This window comes from Methanobrevibacter olleyae, assembly GCF_900114585.1.
GTDB classification, from domain to species: Archaea; Methanobacteriota; Methanobacteria; order Methanobacteriales; family Methanobacteriaceae; genus Methanobrevibacter; species Methanobrevibacter olleyae.
Genome location: NZ_FOTL01000005.1, coordinates 21,905 through 44,732, shown reverse-complemented (window position 1 = coordinate 44,732; position 22,828 = coordinate 21,905). Strand labels below are relative to the sequence as shown.

General features: G+C 26.2%; 16 protein-coding genes. 4 read left to right on the top strand and 12 right to left on the bottom strand.

Translation table 11 applies throughout. The annotated features are described in order from the left end of the window. Window positions 1–231: 231 nt before the first annotated feature. A complete protein-coding gene (locus BM020_RS02445) occupies window positions 232–2,250 on the bottom strand; it encodes an Ig-like domain-containing protein (protein WP_074798064.1) in 2,019 nt (672 codons plus the stop codon). 136 nt (window positions 2,251–2,386) lie between these two features. Here BM020_RS02445 and BM020_RS09545 point away from each other — a divergent pair, with 136 nt between their 5' ends. The 3 genes from BM020_RS09545 (at window position 2,387) to BM020_RS02435 (ending at window position 5,693) form a co-directional block, all read left to right on the top strand. Continuing rightward, window positions 2,387–2,554, top strand: a complete 168-nt coding sequence (locus tag BM020_RS09545; protein WP_158499592.1) for a hypothetical protein — start codon at window positions 2,387–2,389, stop codon at window positions 2,552–2,554. A 474-nt stretch (window positions 2,555–3,028) separates the two neighbouring features. Next, complete coding sequence (locus BM020_RS02440) at window positions 3,029–3,835, top strand: DUF368 domain-containing protein (protein WP_067146419.1); 807 nt, start codon at window positions 3,029–3,031, stop codon at window positions 3,833–3,835. A 442-nt stretch (window positions 3,836–4,277) separates the two neighbouring features. Beyond that, complete coding sequence (locus tag BM020_RS02435) at window positions 4,278–5,693, top strand: HEAT repeat domain-containing protein (protein WP_074798062.1); 1,416 nt, start codon at window positions 4,278–4,280, stop codon at window positions 5,691–5,693. Between the two features lie 96 nt (window positions 5,694–5,789). Here BM020_RS02435 and uvrA read toward each other — a convergent pair whose 3' ends face one another. The 5 genes from uvrA to BM020_RS02410 all read right to left on the bottom strand — a co-directional run bounded on the left by uvrA (window position 5,790) and on the right by BM020_RS02410 (window position 14,447). After that, the gene (gene uvrA / locus BM020_RS02430; protein ID WP_067146415.1) at window positions 5,790–8,693 is read right to left on the bottom strand and encodes an excinuclease ABC subunit UvrA; all 2,904 of its coding nucleotides are present in this window, start codon (window positions 8,691–8,693) and stop codon (window positions 5,790–5,792) included. 369 nt (window positions 8,694–9,062) lie between these two features. After that, entirely contained in the window at window positions 9,063–10,025 is a 963-nt protein-coding gene (locus BM020_RS02425) for a zinc metalloprotease HtpX (RefSeq protein ID WP_074798060.1), read from the bottom strand. A gap of 153 nt (window positions 10,026–10,178) precedes the next feature. Continuing rightward, the gene (locus BM020_RS02420) at window positions 10,179–11,753 is read right to left on the bottom strand and encodes a replication factor C large subunit (RefSeq protein WP_074798058.1); all 1,575 of its coding nucleotides are present in this window, start codon (window positions 11,751–11,753) and stop codon (window positions 10,179–10,181) included. A gap of 28 nt (window positions 11,754–11,781) precedes the next feature. After that, complete coding sequence (locus BM020_RS02415; RefSeq protein ID WP_074798056.1) at window positions 11,782–12,726, bottom strand: replication factor C small subunit; 945 nt, start codon at window positions 12,724–12,726, stop codon at window positions 11,782–11,784. A 422-nt stretch (window positions 12,727–13,148) separates the two neighbouring features. Continuing rightward, on the bottom strand, window positions 13,149–14,447 hold the full coding sequence (locus BM020_RS02410) for a zinc ribbon domain-containing protein (RefSeq protein WP_074798054.1): 1,299 nt from the start codon (window positions 14,445–14,447) through the stop codon (window positions 13,149–13,151). Window positions 14,448–14,883: 436 nt separating this feature from the next. Here BM020_RS02410 and BM020_RS02405 point away from each other — a divergent pair, with 436 nt between their 5' ends. After that, window positions 14,884–15,660 carry a winged helix-turn-helix domain-containing protein gene (locus BM020_RS02405; RefSeq protein ID WP_067146397.1) on the top strand — a complete coding sequence of 259 codons (777 nt, stop codon included), beginning with the start codon at window positions 14,884–14,886 and terminating at the stop codon, window positions 15,658–15,660. Between the two features lie 111 nt (window positions 15,661–15,771). Here BM020_RS02405 and BM020_RS02400 read toward each other — a convergent pair whose 3' ends face one another. The 6 genes from BM020_RS02400 to BM020_RS02375 form a co-directional block, all read right to left on the bottom strand. Next, window positions 15,772–16,965 carry a hypothetical protein gene (locus BM020_RS02400; protein WP_067146395.1) on the bottom strand — a complete coding sequence of 398 codons (1,194 nt, stop codon included), beginning with the start codon at window positions 16,963–16,965 and terminating at the stop codon, window positions 15,772–15,774. 274 nt (window positions 16,966–17,239) lie between these two features. Next, the gene (locus BM020_RS02395) at window positions 17,240–18,448 is read right to left on the bottom strand and encodes a cofactor-independent phosphoglycerate mutase (protein WP_067146393.1); all 1,209 of its coding nucleotides are present in this window, start codon (window positions 18,446–18,448) and stop codon (window positions 17,240–17,242) included. Window positions 18,449–18,673: 225 nt separating this feature from the next. Further along, window positions 18,674–19,690, bottom strand: coding sequence for a homoserine dehydrogenase (locus BM020_RS02390; RefSeq protein ID WP_067146391.1), 1,017 nt, complete (start codon window positions 19,688–19,690; stop codon window positions 18,674–18,676). Between the two features lie 10 nt (window positions 19,691–19,700). Next, window positions 19,701–20,186, bottom strand: coding sequence for an amino acid-binding protein (locus BM020_RS02385; RefSeq protein ID WP_067146389.1), 486 nt, complete (start codon window positions 20,184–20,186; stop codon window positions 19,701–19,703). Between the two features lie 83 nt (window positions 20,187–20,269). Further along, window positions 20,270–20,485 (bottom strand): Asp-tRNA(Asn) amidotransferase subunit GatC, encoded by a 216-nt coding sequence (gatC, locus tag BM020_RS02380; protein ID WP_074798052.1) that lies wholly within the window; start codon window positions 20,483–20,485, stop codon window positions 20,270–20,272. Window positions 20,486–20,763: 278 nt separating this feature from the next. After that, on the bottom strand, window positions 20,764–22,500 hold the full coding sequence (locus tag BM020_RS02375; protein WP_067149001.1) for an asparagine synthase-related protein: 1,737 nt from the start codon (window positions 22,498–22,500) through the stop codon (window positions 20,764–20,766). Between the last annotated feature and the right edge of the window lie 328 nt (window positions 22,501–22,828).

The following is a 22,828-nucleotide window of genomic DNA, read 5'->3' as shown; positions in this document are numbered from 1 at the left end:
TAGTTAAGTATAATTGATTTTTACATATAAAAATTAAAATTACTAACTGTTGATTTATTAAATATTTTAATAAATATTAATTAAATATATGGTTTTTCTAATATTAATAGTTACTAGTAATCAAAATTAGATTCTTTTAAAAGTAGACTAAATATATCACTTAATTTATAAAAAAAAGAAAAAAAGAAGTAAATATCTTAAAAAAAAAGATATTACTTATAAATTTGTTTATTAAACACTTAAAGTTGTAGTAACTGTATCAGCAATATAACCTAATGCAGTATTTGAATAAGATGTTGTTATCTTATAGTTTCCAGAAGTTAATCCAGATATGGTAGCTAAACCATTTTCATCAGTAGTTACAGTATATTTTTCTACAATACAAGGTAAAGTATTATCTTTACCAATACTTAATCCGTTAGCAGCATATTTAAGGAAATTATTAGCCATTTCACTTGCAGTATATCCATAAACATAGTCCATACCATTTTTATTAACGTAAGTTCCAGGATTTTCAAGCCCAGTAAGACCACTGAAATCATCATCATGAGCTTTATTAAGCCAATCTTCAGTAGCTAAATTAATTTTTGTAGTTGGGGAGAAAATACCAATTTTAACTTGGTTATCATATTTATTAAGATAATATTTGTACCAATTAGCAGACATATCTACTAATGTACCAGCACAAACTCCACTAAATATACAAAATATAGTGGAATTTTTGTATTTTCCTTTAATATCAGAACCACTATGGGCATTAGGACCTATTTCTTTATTAACTATAACGTTATATCCATTACTTTTAAGAATACTAGCTATATCATTTAAAAGTTTAATATCTTTTTCCTTATTGTAAATATTATCTGAATTAAGCACTATAGTTTTTTTAGTAACTCCCACTCCAGATCCTGCAGATTGATTACCTTTATATGTAGTTATAGTTACAGTTTGGTTTGCAAGAGGATTACCATTCATATCAGTTATTTTAACTGTATATTCACCAGGAGTTGAAGATTTTACAATAATTTTAGCAGTTGCATTAGTTAATACTTTAAGAGTTAAAGATTTACTACTTGACTTATAACTAGTAGATCCAGCATATTTCACATTAACTGAATAATCATTAGGATTTGCATTAATCTTTAATCCTACTTTACCTTTGGAATCAGTAGTTTTTCTATATTTAGTGCTACCAAAGGTTATTACAACTTTTTCATTAGATAATGCTTTATTAGAACTATCTTTTAAGTGTGCATAGAAATATTTTCCTCTAACTACAGAACTATTTTCAATATTAATCTTAGTTTTTGCAATATAAGATTTTAATTTAAAGGATTTAGAACTAGATTTATAGTATCCAGATCCTGCATAAGTGATCTTAGTTGAATAAGAACCTGCCTTTGAATTAATCTTAAGACTAACTCTGCCATCCTTATTAGTAGTTTTATAGAAAGGTTTGCCATTAAATCTAATTACTATTTTTTTAGAAGCTAATGGATTACCTTTAGAATTTTTTAAATATGCATATAAATATTTACCTCTAACAACTGAGGTACTATCAACAGCAATATTTGTTTTTTGCTTATAAACACTCATGGTAAATGAATTACTACTTGCTAAATAAGAGGTAGAACCTGCAAATTTAATTTTAGTAGAATATTTGCCTGATAGTGAATTAATTTTTAAGCTTACTCTACCTTTACTATTAGTAGTTTTTCTAAATGTTTTACCTTTGTGTTTTATTGTTATCTTTTGTCCTGAAATTGCTTTTCCAGAACTGTCTTTTAGATATGCATATAAATAAGTTCCTCTTGCTATAGATTTGCTTGAAATTGTTATCTTAGTATTTAATCTATAGACATTAACTGTAAAATCTTTATTAGAAGAGAAATAATCATTATCTCCATTAAAATTAACTTTTACAGCATATTTTCCTGTACTAGCAGAACTTATTTTTAAAGAAATTCCACCATTTTTGTCTGTAACTTTTGTAAATTTTTTATTTGCAAAAGTTAATATAATATTTTTGCCAGACAAAGGATTTCCAGCATTATCCTTTAAGTATACATATAAACTTGTACCTCTTAAAACAGATGTGCTTTTTAGAGAAATACTAGTTTTTTCTTTAGATACTCCTAATGAAGTATTTGTAATATTAGGATTATCTGTATTTTGATTAATAGCACTGTTATTTTCACCACTGCTACGTAAAATAGCATTTTCTGTGATTTTTAGAGAATGTTCTGTCATTTCTGTAGAAGAATTTTCTCTTAAAGTCTCTCTATCAGTGCTTGATTGACTTTCAGATAAAATATTTGATTTGTAATTATCTGAATTTGAAGTATCATCATTAACTTGATTATCAGTTAAATCAGATGAAATATAATTGGTATCATCAACTGAATCTAAATCTATTGCATCAGATGAATCAATACTAGTTAAATCATTGTTATTTATTTCATTAGCTGATATTAGATTAATACTTAAGAAGAATATTAATGCTAAAATCAGGGTAAAATGTATCTTTTCCGATATATTTGCACCTCCTTTTTGAAATAAATTCTTCGTATAAAACGAACTTTTTATTTATTGAATTCTTGTGTATTAACTTTTCTATTTTTTATTATATATACTTTTAGTATAATATTGCCTTTATATTAAAAAATAATAATAATTTGAGAATATTTTTTTAAATAGAAAAAATATATATTGATTTTTAAAAATTTAATAAGTTAAGAATGGTATTTATCTATTGAATTTTTAAAAACTTAATAAGTTAAGAATGGTATTTATCTATTGAATTTTTAAAAATTTAATAAGTTAAGAATGGTATTTATCTATTGAATTTTTAAAAATCCATTTAAATCAATTAAATTTTAGTTATCTATTTATTATAAAATAAAAATATATAATAATATTAATTAAAAGTTGATTTTAATAATTAAATTAATAGTATAAAGATTAAACGAGGAATTTTATGAATTTTGATTTAAGAGAGCTAATTTTAATTTTTCTTAGGGGATTATGTATGGGATCTGCAGATATTGTTCCAGGTGTTTCTGGAGGAACAATTGCATTAATCACTGGAATATATGAACGATTAATACATGCAATAAGCTGTATAAAATTTAGTTTTTTAAAACCATTATTAAAAGGGAATATGTCTGATTTTAAAGCAAAATTAATTGAAGAAATTGATTTTGAACTGTTTATTCCCTTATTATTAGGTATTGCTATTGCATTTATTGTATTAGCTAAAGTTATTAATTATTTACTTGACACTCAAACTGCATATACTTTTTCATTCTTTTTAGGATTAATATTCGCTTCTGCATATATATTATACACTAAATTAGATGGATTTAACATTAAATTAATAATCATTACAGTAATTGGAATCCTTCTTTCATATATATTCGTAGGTTTAAATCCAATTGCTACAAACCATAGCTTAATTGTAATATTTATTTCTGGTCTTATAGCAATATGTGCAATGATTTTACCTGGAATATCTGGATCTTTCTTATTAGTACTTCTTGGGCAATATCAATATATGTTAAATGCTCTAAATTCAAGAAATCTTATAGAAATTATAGTATTTGCTATTGGGGCAGTAATAGGAATTTTAGGATTTTCCAGACTATTAAATTATTTACTTGAAAGATATGAATCTGCTATAATGGCATTTTTAATTGGTATAATGCTTGGAACATTAAGATTACCTATAATGAAAATTACAACAACTATTAATGGTTCTTGGATTCCTTGTGTTATTTTAGCTATTATAGCTTTTGTATTAATTATCCTTTTAGAGAGTAAATTCAAAAAAGACTAAGAATAGTTAGAATTAGAAATAATCCAATAATTATAATCTAAATCTTAAGCTAATAGTCATACTTAATAATATAAGATTATAATTATAATTCAATATATAAATAAATCAATTGTTTTTTTTAATTGTGGTGAAAAAATGGGTTTATTTAATTTTCTAAATAAAAATAACAAAGAAAAAAGTGAAAATAAAAAAGATAAACGGGATAAAACTGATATAAAAGATAAAAAAAAGATTTAAAAAATTATCATTTAAAAATAAGAAATCAGATAATGATTTAATCGATTTTGCTTCAATTAAAAAAATAAATAGTGATGACATTAAAATAGCTAAAGAGAAACGTCTTAAAAATGATTCTAGAAATAAAGATGAAATATTAAATGATGAGGCCTTTAAAGATATTGCAAAAACACATAGTAATAGAAACAATAGAATTGCTGCAGTTATGGAAATAAAATCTCAAGATGTATTAGAAGATTTAGCTATGGATAATAAAGATAGATATGTAAGAACTATCGCTACATCAAGAATAACAGACCCTAATATATTAGAAGAATTGGCATACAATGCTAAATACACTGATGTTAGACAACTAGCATTTGATAAATTAGATTTGGAAGATAATGTACTTGCTGAGATAGCTAAATTTGATAAAAAAGGAAAAAACAGGCTTTCTGCACTTCGTGAAATTGAGGATGAGCTTATCTTAATGGATCTTTGTATCAATGCAAAAGATCAAAAAGTTAGACTTAATGCAATTGAAAGAATAGAAAATAATCAAATTCTAGCTGAAATATTAAAGAACTCTTCTGATAAGAAGATAGTTAATATAATAATCAATAAAGAAAACTTCTCTGATGAAGAAATTTTATTTAATATAGCAATAAATAATGAATATGATAAATTTATTAGGGTTGAAGCTTTAAATAAGTTAGATTATGATAATAATCATGAAATAATAAAAGAAATAGCATTTAATGAAGAAAATGAACATGTACGTTTAGCTGCAATAGAAAAATTAGAAATTGAAGAGGATTTAATAGATATTGCATTAAATTCTAATGATTCCCCATCAAGAATTAAAGCAACAGAAAAAATTAAAAATGAGGACATATTAAAAGAAATTGCTCTAAATGATAAAGATAAATTTGTCAGAATCGAAGCATTGAAAAATATAAATGATGAAAATATTATCATTGAAACCTATATTTATGAAGAAGATAATTATGTTAGAACTGAAGCTATTAAAAAAATTGATTTAATAAGCAATTTAATTGATATTAGTATTAAGGATGATGATTTAATTGTAGCTAAAAGTGCTTTAAATAAAGTAGTTTCTAATAAAGAAAATTATATTGGTGGTGATGATTCATCAGATTATGAAAATTATTTAAAAAAGCTTGCAGTTTCATCAAAACATGCAGAAATTAGTAAATTAGCTGTAAAGAATATAGAAACTGAAGAAATTTTAGTAAAGATAAGTGATGAATCAATTTATTTAGATAGTAAATTGGAGGCAATATCTAAAATCAAATCTGAAAATATTTTATCAGATATTGCTAAAACTAATAGTAATCCAGATATAAGATTAAACACCATGAAAAAGATTAAAGATAAAGAAATTCTTGAGGATATTTCAATTAATGGCCAGTTTAATGATTCTCGTATTGAAGCTATTTCTAAGTTAAAAAATCAAGAAATCTTAGTTGATTTAGCTCAAAATGATAAAGATTCAAAGATTCGTGAAGCTGCTTGTAAAAATATATTTAGTATTAATGTTTTAGAAGATATTTTTAATAGCGATGAAGATAAATATGTTCGAGAAGTAGCTGAAAAAAGGTCTAGATTACTTAAAAAATAGTATTAAGAAAAAATATGTAATCAATAGAAAAAGAGATATCTAAATAATAAAAAAATTAAATGAATAAAAAGAGATATCTAAATAATAAAAAAGTTATTATTTACTTGCCTTTTCTTCAACTAATTCTTTTGCATGAACTGTTATATTCTCTCTTAAAACTTCTTTTAAAAAGTTACCAGTATAAGTTCCAGATTCTGCAACCTCTTCAGGTGTTCCAGTAGCTATAACTTCTCCACCACCGTCTCCTCCTTCAGGCCCTAAATCTATAATATAATCAGCTGTCTTAATAACATCTAAATTATGTTCAATAACAACAACAGAGTTACCAGCATCTGTCAATCTATCTAAAACCTTTAATAATTTCTTTATATCATCAAAGTGAAGGCCTGTAGTTGGTTCATCTAATATATATAATGTTTGACCAGTGCTTGTTTTAGATAACTCTTTAGCTAATTTTACCCTTTGAGCTTCACCACCAGAAAGGGTTGTAGCAGGTTGACCTAGTTTAATATAAGCTAATCCAACATCATATAATGTTTGAAGTTTTCTTGCAACTTTTGGTACATTCTCAAAGAATTCCAATGCTTCTTCTACAGTCATTTCTAAAACTTCATAGATGTTTTTACCCTTATAGCGAATATCTAAAGTTTCATCATTATATCTTTTACCTTTACATACTTCACAAGGAACATATACATCAGATAAGAAATGCATTTCAATTTGTATGATTCCATCCCCATAACAAGATTCACATCTTCCTCCTTTTACATTAAAACTAAATCTTCCAGGTTTATAACCTCTTGCTTTAGATTCAGGAGTCTCAGCAAACAATTCTCTTATTGGAGTAAAAACACCTACATATGTAGCTGGATTTGAACGTGGAGTTCTTCCAATAGGGTTTTGATCAATTCTAATGATTTTATCGATATTTTCAATTCCTTCGATATAATCATGCTTTCCAGGATGCATGTATTTTTTATTTATAATTGTAGATAAGCCTTTATATAAAACCTGATTGATTAAACTACTTTTTCCAGAGCCACTTACTCCAGTAACACAAGTGAATAGTCCTAATGGAATATCTACATCAATATTTTTAAGATTGTTTTCTTTTGCACCTTTAACAGTTAAGAATTTACCATTTCCCTCTTTCCTTTTAGAGTTAATAGGAATTGTTTCCCTTCTTGATAAATATTTGCCAGTGATAGAGTCTAAAGATTCCATAATCTCTTCAGGGCTTCCTTCAGCAATTATTTTACCTCCATGTTCACCAGCTCCAGGACCTATATCAACTACATAATCAGCAGATAGAATAGTTTCTTCATCATGTTCCACTACAATTAAAGTGTTCCCTATATCTCTTAAATGTTTTAAGGTTCCAATAAGCTTTTTATTATCTCTTTGGTGAAGACCAATACTTGGCTCGTCTAAAATATAAAGAACTCCCACTAGTCCAGAACCTATTTGGGTAGCTAATCTTATTCTTTGTGCTTCTCCTCCAGACAAGGTTCCAGAAGATCTAGACATTGTAATATAGTCTAAACCTACATCTACTAGGAATTTTAATCTTGCTTTAATCTCTTTTAAAATCTCTTTACCAATAAATAATTGCCTTTCTGTTAATTCTAAATCTTGGAAAAATTGATAACTATCTTTAATAGATAAATCACATACATCCATAATAGACTTATCTCCTACAGTTACTGCTAAAATCTCTGGACGAAGTCTTTTTCCACCACAAACAGGACATTTACGGTCACTCATAAACTTAGAGATATAACTACGATTATAATTAGATTTAGTTTCTATATATAATCTTTCCATTCTTGTAATGACACCTTCAAATTTACGATTTACCCTATAAGATCTATTTCTTCTTTTAAATGCAAATGCCACTTTTTCATCCGAACCATAGAGAATAATGTTTTGTTCTTCTGGAGTTAAATCTTTAAATGCTGTGTCCATACTAAATTTAAAGTGCTCAGCTACTGCTTTAAGCATTTGATAATAATAATTTTCTTTTTTAGTAGATTTAGACCATGGAACTATGGCACCATCATTTAAACTTAGGTTTTTATTTGGTACAATTAAGTCAGGATCCATTTCCATTTTAGTTCCAATACCATTACATTCAGGACATGCTCCTTGAGGTGCATTAAATGAAAACATACGGGGAGTTAATTCCTGAAAACTTATACCGCAGTCAGTACATGCAAAGTCTTCAGAATATGTTTTTTCATAGATAGTTTCATTTCCCTCATCATCCCTTTTACTAAACATGACCTTAACTAATCCTTCTGCAAAATTACAAGCTGTCTCTATAGAATCTGATAGTCTTCTTTGGAAGTCTATCCCTTCACGGATTACAAGTCTATCTACAACTAATTCAATATTATGCCTAAAGTTTTTTCCAAGCTCAATATCCTCATCAAGACCTTTAATTTCACCATCTACACGGACTCTAACGAATCCTTTTTTCCTAAATTCTTCTAAAATATCTTTATGTTCTCCTTTACGGTCTTTAACAACTGGGGATAGAACATGTATTTTAGTTCCTTCTCCTTCTTCGATTATTGATTCAGTTATTTGCCCGATAGTTTGATGAGATATTTCTTTTCCACAATTGGGACAATGCGGAATTCCTATTCGTGCAAATAATAAACGTAAATAATCATAAATTTCTGTAATAGTACCTACAGTTGATCTTGGATTAACTTTTGTTGTTTTTTGATCTATACTGATTGCAGGAGATAGGCCTTCAATGTAATCTACTTCAGGTTTTTTCATTTGACCTAAAAATTGCCTTGCATATGCAGATAATGATTCAACATATCTACGCTGTCCTTCAGCATAAATAGTATCAAAAGCAAGTGTTGATTTACCTGAACCGCTTAAACCAGTAACGACTACAAACTGATCACGTGGAATTGATAGATCAATATTTTGAAGGTTATGTTCTCTTCCTCCCTTTAGTACAATGTTCTTTCTTTCAGTACTCATTATTTCACCACAATTATAAATTAAATTTATTAGTTCATATTATAAAAGACATTATTAATTGGTTTATTAAAAATTTGTTTTTTAATATATAAAGATTATTAGTAAGAGCTTTTGAAAACTAATAATTCAGTTTTTATTCATGCAAACTAATATTAGTTTTAACTATTATATAAATATAATTATTAAAAAATATAATAATCCATTTCAATATTTATTTAATAAAAAAATATAATAAAATAATAATAATGATTTAAAAATTTTTTAAATAATAACAATTACTTAAAATTTTTTTTTAAAAAAAAATAAGAATTTAAAAATATAAAAAAATAAACAAGGAAAAAAGATTTAAAAAAAGAAAAATAAAAGAGATTAGTTATTATCAGCTAATCTTTTTATTCTTTTAAGCATATCTGGGTGTGTAGATAATAATTCCATAATTTTATTAGATGTAGAAACATTTACTTTTGAATTTCTTAGCATATTAAGCTCTTCAGCACTAATAGTTCCATCTTTATCTAAGTCTAGTTGGGCTAGATTATTAATTTCGCTTTTTGCATTAGAAATATCAGTTAAGAAAAATGCTTTAGTTCCTTCAATATCTTTAATTTCAGATTCAGGAACCCTTGCTGCACCATAAACTAGTTTATATAATGCAGAAGCTAATTTTTCAGGTCTGCAACCTAATTCTACACTACCTGCATCAGCGTAGTATTCTCTCATTCTAGAAATAAATAAAACAATCAATTGACCTAAAAAATAGGCAACCAATGCTATAACTCCTAAAATAGCACCTCTATTGTCATTATCTCCCCCACCTGAAAACATAAGTGAGAAAGCTAGATAATAGCAGATTAATGGGATAGCACTTACAACAGTAGTAATGGCCATATCGTTATGCTTAATATGGGATATTTCATGCCCTAAAACTGCTTTAAGTTCTTCCCTATCAAGTAAATCTAAAATTCCTTTTGTAACACATACATGTCCACTACGCTTAGATCTACCATAAGCAAATGCATTAGGTACCATAGTATTAGAAATACCTACTTTAGGCTTAGGAATATTAGCTGCCATAGCTAATTCTTCAACGATTTGATGAAGCTCAGGTGCTTCAGCCTCTGATAACTGATGTACACCCATTGAACTTTCTACGATCTTTGGACCAAATAAATATTGTAAGAACAATACAAATAATCCTGCTAATGCATAAAATTGATAAAAGCCTCCATATCCTAAGAAATTTCCAGCAAGCATAATTAAAACATATACTAAACCGAACATAATAAGCATTGAAAGCCATAATCTTAATTTGAGTTTCCAAGTTCCTTTCATTTAAAAACCCCTTATATTTTTTTTATATTGAATAATGTATATTCCTTTATAATTATTATTCCTTTAATTATTTAAATATATCTAAATAAATTAAGTTATCTAATTCATATTTTTAGAAGCTAAATATATCTAATTGAAAATAACTAAACTAATCTAGAAGCTAAATAAAGTAGTTTGTTCTTTATCAAGTTTTTCTTCTTTTTTATCTTCTCTTGATTTAGATTCAACATCTTCACTATCTCTAGATTTTTTAGCTCTTGATTTAGATTTGGATTTATCATTTAAAGATAAGTCACTAGCTATTTCATCTAGCTCTTCATCTGAAAAGTCATCAAAGATGTCGAGAACAGTATCATTTTCATGTGAAAATGATTCTTCAACAGCATCACTTGCTTTTAAATCTTGAGGGGGAATTTCTCTAAATATTCCTTCTTTAATTGAACTGCGCCACTGTTCTTTTTCATCTTCACGCATTTCTGCTTTGACTTTTTCCATTTTAGTAATAGTAGCTTTTGGAATTTTTTTCTTTCTAAAGAATTTTATTTCATCATCTTCTAATTCTAAAAAGTCTGAAATTTCCCAAGCTACTTCATCATTTTCAAACATTATTTCAAAATATGGGAAAATAGTATAAGCTACTTGAAGAGAAACATGCATTTTTTCTTCCATTTTAGATGCAATAACATCCCTTAAGGCTCTTTTTCCACGGGTTCTACCCATCATAGTAAATGCCATAGGTCCAACAACTTTACTGAATTTTCTATAGGTATCTACTTTAGAGTTTGAAACTCCCAATCCCATAAAATCAGATGCATATCTCCAGTAACCGTAATATTGGCTAGAACGAGTTCTTCCAAAGTATAAATCTGCTTGGCTAATCATTTCATATGCTTTTTTAACTTCTTTATTACTTTCATACTCTCTTGGAATATTTTCAGCAATATACTCCATTACTAAGCTTGGATCTTCGTTATTTTCAAACATTGAACGTTTAACATGTTCTGGATTTTTGCTTTTTAAAACTCTTGTTACAGTATCAAATATAGTGCTAGTATTATCTTTCTGGCTTGTTGAATCTAAAGCCTCTTCAGTTAATTCCCCTTCATTTTCAACAAGTGCCTGTAATGTATTAATAGATGAACGTAAATCTCCACTTGATCTTTTTGTTAATTTTTTTAAAACTTCTTTATCCACTTCAATTTCTTCATTTTTAAGCACTACATCACGTAAGTATTTATTAATTGAAGGAGATTTGATTTTATCCATCTTTACAACTTGAGCATTCTTTTTTATAGTGGTTAATTTATTGCTATAAAAATCATTAGCCATCATAACAATAGGCTGTTTACTTTCTTTAATGATTTTATTTAAAGCTTTAGTTCCACCTCTATCGTTAGTTCCATGAATACCATCTACTTCATCCATTATAATTAATTTACGATTATTTCCAAATAGAGAATAAGTGCTTGCTGATTCTCCTATTGTACTTATTAATAAATCATGTGAGCGTTTATCACTTGCATTTAATTCAATATATTCAGAGAATTCATCTGCAATGATATGAGCTATTGTGGTTTTACCAGTTCCAGCAGGTCCTATTAATAATAAAGGTGGTTGAGGATTATCATCTTTCCACTTTTCAACCCATGATTGAATAATCTTCTTTTGTTTAACATTACCGACTACATCCTCAAATCTTTTTGGTCGGTATTTATCAGTCCATAACATAATTTTTACCTATATGTTAAGTTAATGATTATAAAAATTTAGCTAGTAATGCTTCTAATTGAATTCTTGGATTAGCTCCTTCTCTAATTCTAAAATCAGTTTCAGCTATTGCTCCAATTAAATTCATATAAACATCTCCATCCATTTGTCCATTCATAACTCTTCCAGAAACATCTTGGTAAATTTGATTAACCATATCTTCTCCACTTGTACCTTGTAAAATCATCACTTCCCTTAGTATATCACGGGATTTCATAAAGTCTCCCATTAATGCAGTATTAACCATCTTTTTAATTTCTTGTGGTTTTGCTTTAGATACAACTTCAAATACATGATCTTCAGTTATTGAGCCAGTAGATGCTGCAGATTGCAACATATTAACAGATTTACGCATATCCCCTTCTGCAAAGTTTACAATTGTAGTAATTGCTGCATCTTCATATTCACAACCTTCAGTTTCTGCTATAAATTTTAATCTATCAGCAATCTCTTCAGCTTTAATCGGTGTAAATCTGAAAATAGCACATCTAGATTGGATAGGATCTATGATTTTAGAGGAGTAATTACATGAAAGTATAAAAGATGCAGTTTTAGTATACATCTCCATTTCACGTCTTAATGCATGCTGTGCATCTTTAGTCATATTGTCTACTTCATCTAGAAATATAATTCTAAATGGAGCACCAACAGGTTTTAAACGACAGAAATTCTTAATATCTGTTCTTACAGTTTCAATTCCTCTTGCATCTGATGCATTTAATTCTAAAAAGTTTTGTCTCCAATATTCTCCAAGAATTGATTTTACAAGAGCCAGAGCAGATGTTGTTTTTCCCACACCTGCAGGACCAGTAAACATTAAATTTGGCATGCTTTCTTCTTCTACATATTGTTTTAATCTATTTACAATATGTTTTTGTCCAACAACATCATCTAAACTTTGAGGCCTATATTTTTCTACCCAAGGTCCTAACATAACAATCACTTTATTATCATAATTTATTTTAATTTTTTTGTTTTTAACTCTTTTAGATTTATTTTTAAATTTTAAATTCTTTTAAAATCTCTTTTAGATTTATTTTTAAATTTTTAAAAAAATACTTAAACTTAAATTGTTTATACAATTATAATATGATTTTCATATTTTTTAAAACTTATTATTTTTAAAAATTTTTGAAAGAGTTATTATAAAATACCCTTAAAAATTATTAAAAAAATATCATTAAATTATTAAAATTTTAAAAATTAGATAAAGATTTCTTAAATAAAAAATATAAAAAAAGTATAAGAGAATATCTTAATTAATAAGTATATTCTCTAGTTTATAAAATAAATTTCTTAATTAAATCTCTACAGATTCTAGTTCTTAATTAAATCTCTACAGATTCTAGTTCTTAATTAAATCTCTACAGATTCTGGTAATTCTTCACTAACAGAGTATTCTAAAGTTGCTAAAGCAAACAATTTAAGCATCTTTTTAGGAGAAAGGTCATCTGCTCCAAGTTCGCTGATTCCTACATAATTAGGAACACTACCTTTACTATTTATCCAACTATGAACCCTATTTGCTATACTCAGATAGTCAGATTTATCAATGGATTGATTTAAATCTTTTCCTGAAGGATTTGAAGCTTTTTTAATGTCTTTTATTTTAATAGGAGAAGATTTATCTTTATTAACATTTAATAAATATTCTGAGAAAATATAAATACATTGAGCTTCTGTAAATTCATTTCCTTCATATTCAATTGTTGAGAAATCATAATTTTTTTCTGAAACCTTCTTAGCAAGATTAGGAACATCAGTCATTTTTATTTCATTTAAAGAACTAGATGAACTTAAATTTTCATTATCATTATCAGAATCATTTAAATCATCATTTCCTATATTTGAATCATTGACAGAATTATCAGTAGAATCATTAAATAAATCATCTGCACTATCATTTGTTTTATCATTATCTGAATCATTAATAGATATATTTGAAACTAATATGGAACTTTCTGACTTGTTTTTACGATTATCTAGAGAATTTTTATTAGTTTGGTTGATTTTATTATTCTTATCAGTTTTATCTGAAATAGAGCTTGTTTTATTAACTTTTGATGAGTTATTTTTAGTACTTGAACCATTTAAAGATTTAGACTTATTATTTTGCTCTTTAATCTTATTAACAGTACTATTAATATTTTTATTAGTTCCATTTGTTTTATTATCTATCTTTTCTCTAAGAGTTTTAGTTTTATTAGTGTCATTAGTTTTATTTGTTTGATTGGTTTTATTAGCACTATCATCTTGAATTTGTGCATCTGTTGGATTATTATTTATGTCATCATTAAAGAATCCAGTATTGTTGTCTGTTGGAATAATAGAATTAAAACCATCATCTCCACTAGAGTTACCATTATAGTAAGCCATTCCAGTAACAGCACCAATAACTAATATGATTATTAAAGCACAGATAATTGGTATCTTGTAGATACTGAAGAAAGATTTTTTAGTATTTTCTTCAATGACTTGCTTTCTAAATGTGTTTACTGGAGTTAAAACAGTTCCACATTCTTTACAATATTTTGAATTAGGATCATTTGTTTTTCCACATCTAGGACAAATCCTTGAAGGATTCAATTGAAAACCACAATTTTTACAGAATTTTTCTTTATCATCATTTACAGTATGACATTTAGGACAAATCATATTTTCACCTCCAAAATAGGTTAAAAATGATTGTATGAATATAATTAAAAAATATTTAATAAAAAAATAATTAACTGCTAATTATTTAATTACTCAATAAGGAACAATTAGTTGTAATTATTTAATTACTTAATAAGGAACAATTAGTTGTAATTATTTAATTACTTAATAAGGAACAATTAGTTGTAATTATTTAATTACTTAATATAAAATAATTAGTAGTTCTAATTATTCAATCATTTAATTATTATAATAATATTCATCATTAATATTTTAGTTATTTAATATTTAAATATTTATATGTTTAAAAACTAAAGATTAAAGATTTAATAAAAAAACCATATAATTTTTAGAAGAGTTTATATGAATAAATTTAAATAAGTATAAATTAATAAAAGTACTATTATAAAATGATAAAATAAAACGGAGATGAACTATGGCTGTCCCAGAAACCTATGACTTGGTATTACCCTTACTTGAGTTAATCAAAGATAAAGAGGAATACAAAGTTCAAGAAATAACAGATGAATTAATTGATTATATGGATTTATCAGATGAAGATAAGGAGATTATATTACCTAATAATGAAACTTTAATTGCTTTTAGAACCAGTACTGCTAATACTTACTTAAAAAAAGCAGAATTAATTGAATCTAATCGTTTTATGTATTTTAATATTAGTGAAGAAGGATTGAACCTTTTATCAAAAAACCCGGATAGTATTAGAGAAGAAGATTTAATGAAATATCCTAGATTTAAAGAATATAAAAAAATATTTATTCATGATGAAGAAGATAGAACTGTTGATTTTAATGATGAAGAGCTGGATCCTGCAAAGGCATTGAAAGAAAGCTTCCAAGAACAGATGAAAGATGTTAAAAAAGAGATAGAAGCGGAAATGAAGGAAGATATTAAAAAATCTAATAATAAAAAATATTTCCAATCTAGAGAATTTAAAGAATCTGATGATGTATTTGGCATTAAAGCTAATAAAGATAGTAAAAAAGAGAAAAAAGAAAAAGAATATGACAAATACTCAAAATGCCATAAGAAAAAGCATAAACATCATCATAGAAAAATTATAATAAATAATGAATTTTCACCTGCAGATGAGCTATTGAAATATGCAGAGCTCTTTGAAAGAGGATACTTAAGAAAAGAAGAATTTGATAAGAAAAAAGAAGAATTATTAAAGATTGATTATACTTTTTAATCAATCTTAAGCATTACTAGCAATTTATTTAATGCAATATCTATTAAATCCTATCAATTTCCAATCTTTCTATTGCATAATTAGAAAATCGATTTTTAACAAATTCTAAAGTTAAATCACTTCACAGTATATATTTACTGCATTTTTAACCATTTCATCTTTTTTCTTATTATAAGCATCTTCCAAATAGAATGAAACTTCAGTTCCTTCATAAATATAATCTTTATCATCCATAAATTCAAAAGTATTGAAATAGTAAGATTTTCCATTTGAATCTATAAATCCTGCTTTTCCATGTTCAAATACTTTAGAAATAAGGCCATATTGCCTTTCTTGTCCAAAGTATTTTAAGCTTATCCACATATTTTTATATTCTTTAAATAATGATTTAAAGTCTTTATTATCTAAATCTAAACCATAACTATCTAATAAACTAAGCAATTCTTCATCAACACTCCACTCTTTAGCATTACGAATAACATAATACATATATCTGTTCATTATAGCTTCATCTTCAAAGCCTTTAATTTCTAAAATATCAGCAATGAGAGAAAATAGATTAATTTTGTTTTCAATCTCACCATCATGAGATAAGGTAGCTTTAGCAGCCCATTTTAAAGAATCATCATATTCCTCTTTAAAGAAGTAATTCTCAGCCATATCTCTTGATAAATACCAATCCTTTTTATATTTTAAAATGTCATCTAAAAGTTCTATGGATTTATCATATTCTCCTAGTTCTTTATAAGATTTAGCCATCCTTAGTTTAAACCATGTATCATTATTATTGTTAAAATTAGGAATATTATCTAATGCCTCCTGACAATATCGAATAGTTTGGCCATATTTATATATTGATAATAATGCTTTAGTAGTTTGAAGGTAATAATTTTCCTTAATAGAATTTAAAGTTATATCTTCATTTGGCTTAAATTGATGATTAGATAGTAATTCAGCTTTTAGTTTAGATGCCCAACGTAATACATCTAAGTATTCCTCATTTTCACTATAAATTTTCATTAATTTTATAACAGACAATGTGTATGGACATGGCTTATTAACTTTAGATGAATCTTTTTGTTTAACTATACCAATTAATTTTTTAGCAGATTCCTCTAATTCATTAATCATACTAGTTTCTTTAATTTTTGCAAAATATAAGTTCCATCCATATCTATCAATATCATTTTTAGATAATTTTTCACCAGATTCTAATAAAGATTCATATATTTCTAGAGATTTATCGTATTTTTTAACTTTATTGTAATTTCTTGCTTTTTCTAAATTTATTTCAGTACTAGTCATGTTTTAGCCCTTGATATATCATTTTTTAAAATTTACCCAGTCTAATATTATTGAGATTATTAAATTTTTCTTAATTATAAAACTATTATTATATTCGTTTTATATAAATATTATTAATATAACTATTATTAATTATTATAAATAGTATTAATTTATTATAAATATTATTAGATAGAAATTGAATAAAAATATTAAAATAATTAAAAAGAGAATAAAAATAAATAAAATATTAAAAAAATAGATAAATAACTTAAATTTGAATTAGAACAAAAAATTATTCTAATAATAATTTAAGTAAATTATAACCGGTCAATTCACCTAGTGCACCATCTTTAACACTATCTTCATCATAAACTGAAACATCATCTGCTTCATCATTTGATGAATATATAGCAATAGGTACCATATCTCTAGTATGTGTACCAAAATCAATTGGAGTTGGATGATCAGGTAAAACAGCTATTTTAAAGTTACCATATTCTGGAAGAGCTTCCATCAAAGGAGCTAAAATATATTTATCAATATTTTCAATAGCCTTAACTTTTTCTTTAAGGTTTTTAGCATGCCCTGCTTCATCTGGTGCTTCTATATGTACAAATACAATATCATTATCTTTAAGTGCATTTACTGCATATTCACCCTTTGCTTTATAATCAGTATCAAAGAAAGCAGTTGCACCTGGAACATCTAAATTAGTACATCCAGAACATATACCTAAACCTTTAATTAAGTCTACACCAGTAATTACAGCACCTTTTAAACCATAAACATCTTCCATTTTAGGCATATTAGGCATAGTTCCTTGACCCCATAGCCAAACCATATTGCAAGGTTCCCTACCTTCATCTATTCTTTTTTGATTTACTGGATGATTAGTTAAAGCTTTTTTTGATTCCAACATTGTAAATTTAACTTCATCTGCAAAAGAGTCAAATTCAAGCTTGTCAGCTATTGCCTCTCCAACGAAATCATGTGGAGGAACCATATCTAACTTTGCTAACTTTTCTGCATTTTCTTTATCATTATATACAAATAAATGCCTATAACTTATACCGGGATAGAATTTTCCTTTAAAATCCGGATACTTTTCATTAAAATACTGATTAAGATATTCCATAAGCTCTGCAGACTCTTCAGATGAAATATGGTCTGCATTGGAACTTGCCATTAAACCATTTTTTTCAGTGATGGTATTACAACGGAATACCACATCTCCTTGCTTTGTTTCTACACCCATACTTGCAGCTTCAAGTGGGCCACGACCAGTATAATAATCCATTGGGTTGTAGCCAAATATACTCATATTAGCTACATCAGATCCAGGAGGTAAATTTTCTGGTACATTTTGAATTAATCCAGTCTTTCCTTCACGAGCTATTCTATCTAAAACCGGTTTATTTGCTATTTTAAGTGGAGTTTTTCCATCTATTTCTTCAATTGGATAATCACTAGCACCATCTTCAATAACAATAACATATTTCATTATAAAACTCCTATTTATTTTATTTCTAATAATGTTATTAAATAATTTAATCTCTAATAATCTAATAAACTTATCAAATAATTTAATCTCTAATAATCTAATAAAATTAATATAAGCTTATTAAATAATTTAATCTCTAATAATCTAATAAAATTAATATAAAGTTATATTATATTCTAATTTAATAATTTTTTTTAAAAAAAAAGCAAATAAAGAACAAATAAATTATTTGTCCTTAATAATATTAATTAAGTCTGTAAGCATTGCAGAAGCAGTTTCTAAAGAACCTGCACCTTTACCCATTACAGTAATATCATCTGCTAAATCTGTAGTTACATTTGCTAAGTTTAAAGTTCCATCGATTGCAAATGGACTGTTTTTCTTAACAAGCCTTGGAGATACTTTTAGTTGCTTTTCTGATACCTCTCCAATTAATTTAACAAAATAACCTTCTTCTTTAGCTAAATTAATCGCATCAAGAGAAACATCAGATATACCTCTAACCTCTACATCATCATAAGTTGCATCGATTCCCAAAACAGAGTTAGCTAAAATAACCACTTTACAAGCTGCATCAATACCTTCTACATCCTGTGTAGGATTAGTTTCAGCAATACCTAATTGTTGAGCTTCTGCTAAAGTATTTTCATAGCTCATACCCTCTGTAGTCATTCTTGATAAAATATAGTTAGTAGTTCCATTTAAAATACCTTTTATTGAGCTAATTCCACAACTTGCAAGGGTTTCTTGACATAGATTAATGATAGGCATAGCTCCACCAACAGATGCCTCAAACTTAAAGTCCACACCTGCTTTTTCTTTAGCTTCTATTAATTCTTTATAGAATAAAGCTAAATGCCCCTTATTAGAGGTTACTACATCTTTACCATCAGCAAATGCTTTTAAAGTGAAAGATTTTGCAGGTTCTGCATCTTCAATATTGGTTGGACTTGCTTCTATTAAAACATCATAATCAACAGCATCTAAAACATCAATACCAGATATATCACTACCATATTCTGGATAGCTAAGCAATTTGCCACTTTCTTCTTTAGTTTTAAGGAGTAATTCTTCATCTAAACCATCTTGACAAATTGCAGATGTAGATGAATCTGCAGCTGCAACGATTTTTAAGTTAATTCCATATTTCTCATTAATCATTTCTTTTTTTAAAGATATTCCACGAGCAACACCTTTACCTACAGCTCCAAAACCTAGTAATATAAGTCTACAGTCATCCATAAAATTCCTCCTAAACCTCATCAATAACTACGAAGTCCTTCTCCTCAGCTATCTCCATAACCTTATTATAAGCTATTTCTCTTTTGCCTAAATCAAGTTCAATTGTAAGTAAAGCAGTAGATTTAAGTTCGCCATCTAATTTTAATTGTAAATCACTAACACAAAGACCATCTATAGCATTGATTTTATCTACGGTATCCCTTAAGTCAGTGTCTATGATATGTCCATAGAGAATAGTACTTAATTTTTCTTTTTTTACAGTATCATCTACTTCAACAAGAGATACGCCCATTTCTTTAAATTTATCAATAACTGCTTTTAGGTTTTCTCTTTCTCCTTCAATAGCTATTTGAACAGCAACTTTACCTTCTTCAGCTTTAATTTCCCTTTTATGAACAATTGTTACTAGATTAGCTCCAAGCTCACCTATAGGATTTAAAACAGCAACTAATTGTCCAGGAACATCTAATATTTCAAGAATTAAATTCATTCTCATAATATTTCCCCATTTTAGTTATTTACAATAATTAAAAAAAGCATAATATAATTGTTTCTTAATCAAATGAACCATTTTGGCATTTAACCAGTCCATTCTGCTTTTTTCACAATTATATTACCTTCTTTATCAGTTCTAGCATTTCTTACGATTTTTGAAGAGTCATGCTCTTCAGATTCATCTTCACGATTTAAGTTAAGATTATCAGTAATATAGTAAGTTCCTTCTAATTCTGGAACTTTATCTAGGGTTTTTGAAAATTCTTCTAAGATTTTTTCTGCATCTTTTTCAATTGCCATAATAATTCTCCTTAAAATTTTATTTTAAATAGATTATTTTAATTATAAATGCTTATTTTATAATAATTTAGAACATAAATTAAGTTCATATTAAAATAATATTTGTTTATTAATATTAATATACTTTTATAAATTAAGAGATATTATTTAAAAAACTAAGAAATTTATTAGAATAAGTATATGAAAATTATATTTAATACCTATTGTCGCAATAAATATATAAAAACTATATTTAATATCAACTGTCGCAATAAATATATAAAAATTATATTTAATATCTATTGTTTCTTTAATGATTCAATATATTCTTCCATATCAAATGATTTTAAAACTTTCTTTTTAAGTATTTTATTAATGCCAGTACCATATTGAGCTGCCTTTTTAGGTCTATCTGCTATATAATAAGGTACTCCAATAGATTTAGCTAAATCTCTTAAAATATCTTTTCTTAAAAGATCTTTATCCTTTTTTATTTTATATTTTCCAGGAATGTCTAATGCTAGATTGATTATATCTTTATCTAAAAATGGTACTCTAAGTTCTACTCCATTTGCCATAGATACTGCATCATCCCTTTCAAGATTTACATGATATATATTTGCAATGTCATGATATATTTCTTTATCTAAGTCAAAATAAGCATCAAATAATGAATCTTTATCAAAATGTTTTAAATAACGATTATATCCTCCAAATAGTTCATCTGCTCCCTGACCAGATAAAGCTACCTTAATTCCATCTTCTTTCATAGATTTCGTTGCTAGATAAATTGTCATTCCAACTCCTAATTTCATCACATTATCATCTTCAATAGCATTTAGAACAGGTTTTAGAGACTCTTTTATGATATATTCATCAATGATAATTGTTTTTAAAGGAAGTTCTAGTTCTTTAGCTATTTCTCTGCTAAATTTAATATCTTGTGAGTTTTCTAAACCTACAGAGTATAGTTTAAGATTTAGTGGTTTAATATAATCACTAGTATTATCATTTTTAACTGATTTTTTATTTCTATTTTCAGCTATTTCTTTAAGTAAAACTGCTAAAATAGTACTGTCTACACCACCAGAAAATATTAATCCAAGATTAACAATATTTTCAACACGTTTTTCAACAGCAGCATATAAACCATCCCTTAATAATTCTTTATAAACTCCATATGAGTTTTTTGTATCTAAATAATCTTTATATTCTTTAAAACTATTTTTTATTTCATCAAAATCAGTACTTATTATATTATTTATTAAATTATCCTCTAAATTAACTGTTTCCCAGTTGTATAGTATAGATCCTGGATTTAAATCTTTGATGTTTTCATCATCAATACCAGCTTTCCAAAGAGCCTTTTTCTCTGATGCAAAAGCTTTTAAATCTTTTTCTTTATCTATTCCATAGAACAATGGTTTCACTCCTATTGGATCTCTAGAAATTGCTAGATTCTTATACTTTTTATCATAAACTGCAAATGAATAATCTCCATCTAATAATTTAATAGTAGATTTAACAGCCTCTAATAAAATTTCACCACTAGAAGAATTATTTTCTCCATCATATACTTCCCTATATAAATTGTAATGATAATAAATCAAATTAGCTAATAATTGGCTATCACTTTTTGATTTAATATATTTATTTTCATGCGTTTCTTTTAAAAAATTTTCATTATTTTCATCATAATTTTCTTTTAAAAAGCCTTCAAGATTATTAAAATTATATATCTCCCCATTTAAGACTAAAACAAGATTATTTAATATAATTGGTTGGATACTTTCATCTAAATTGTTAAATGTTTTTTTATCTAAATTGTTAAATCTTTCATCATCTAGATTGTTAAATGTTTCATCATTTTCATTAATTAGATTAAAGATAGATAATAAATTATGACCTAATCCTATCCTATTTTCTTCATCAATAAACAAATTAGAGCTGTCTTCTCCCCTGTGTTTTATTGATTTTAAGACATCCCATAGCAATTCATTATCAAAATTACCTTCTAATCCTACAATTCCACACATATCTACACCAATCATTAATTCTTTTAAATAATGAATAAAAATTAATCTTCATAATTTAATTCAATTTATTAGAAATTAATTTTTTAAGTAATGAATAAAAATTAATCTTCATAATTTAATTCAATTTATTAGAAATTAAAATTTATAAATATTAAATTCATCTGATTATAATTAATATTATTATTTTAATTATTTTTATAATTAATTATTTAGCTTAATAAGTTAAATTTTAAGATATTTTTATAAAATATGCTAATATATTCTTTTAAAAAGGAAAAGGTATATAAATAAAAAAATATAAATATTTAGGTATACAAAAATATTTTTG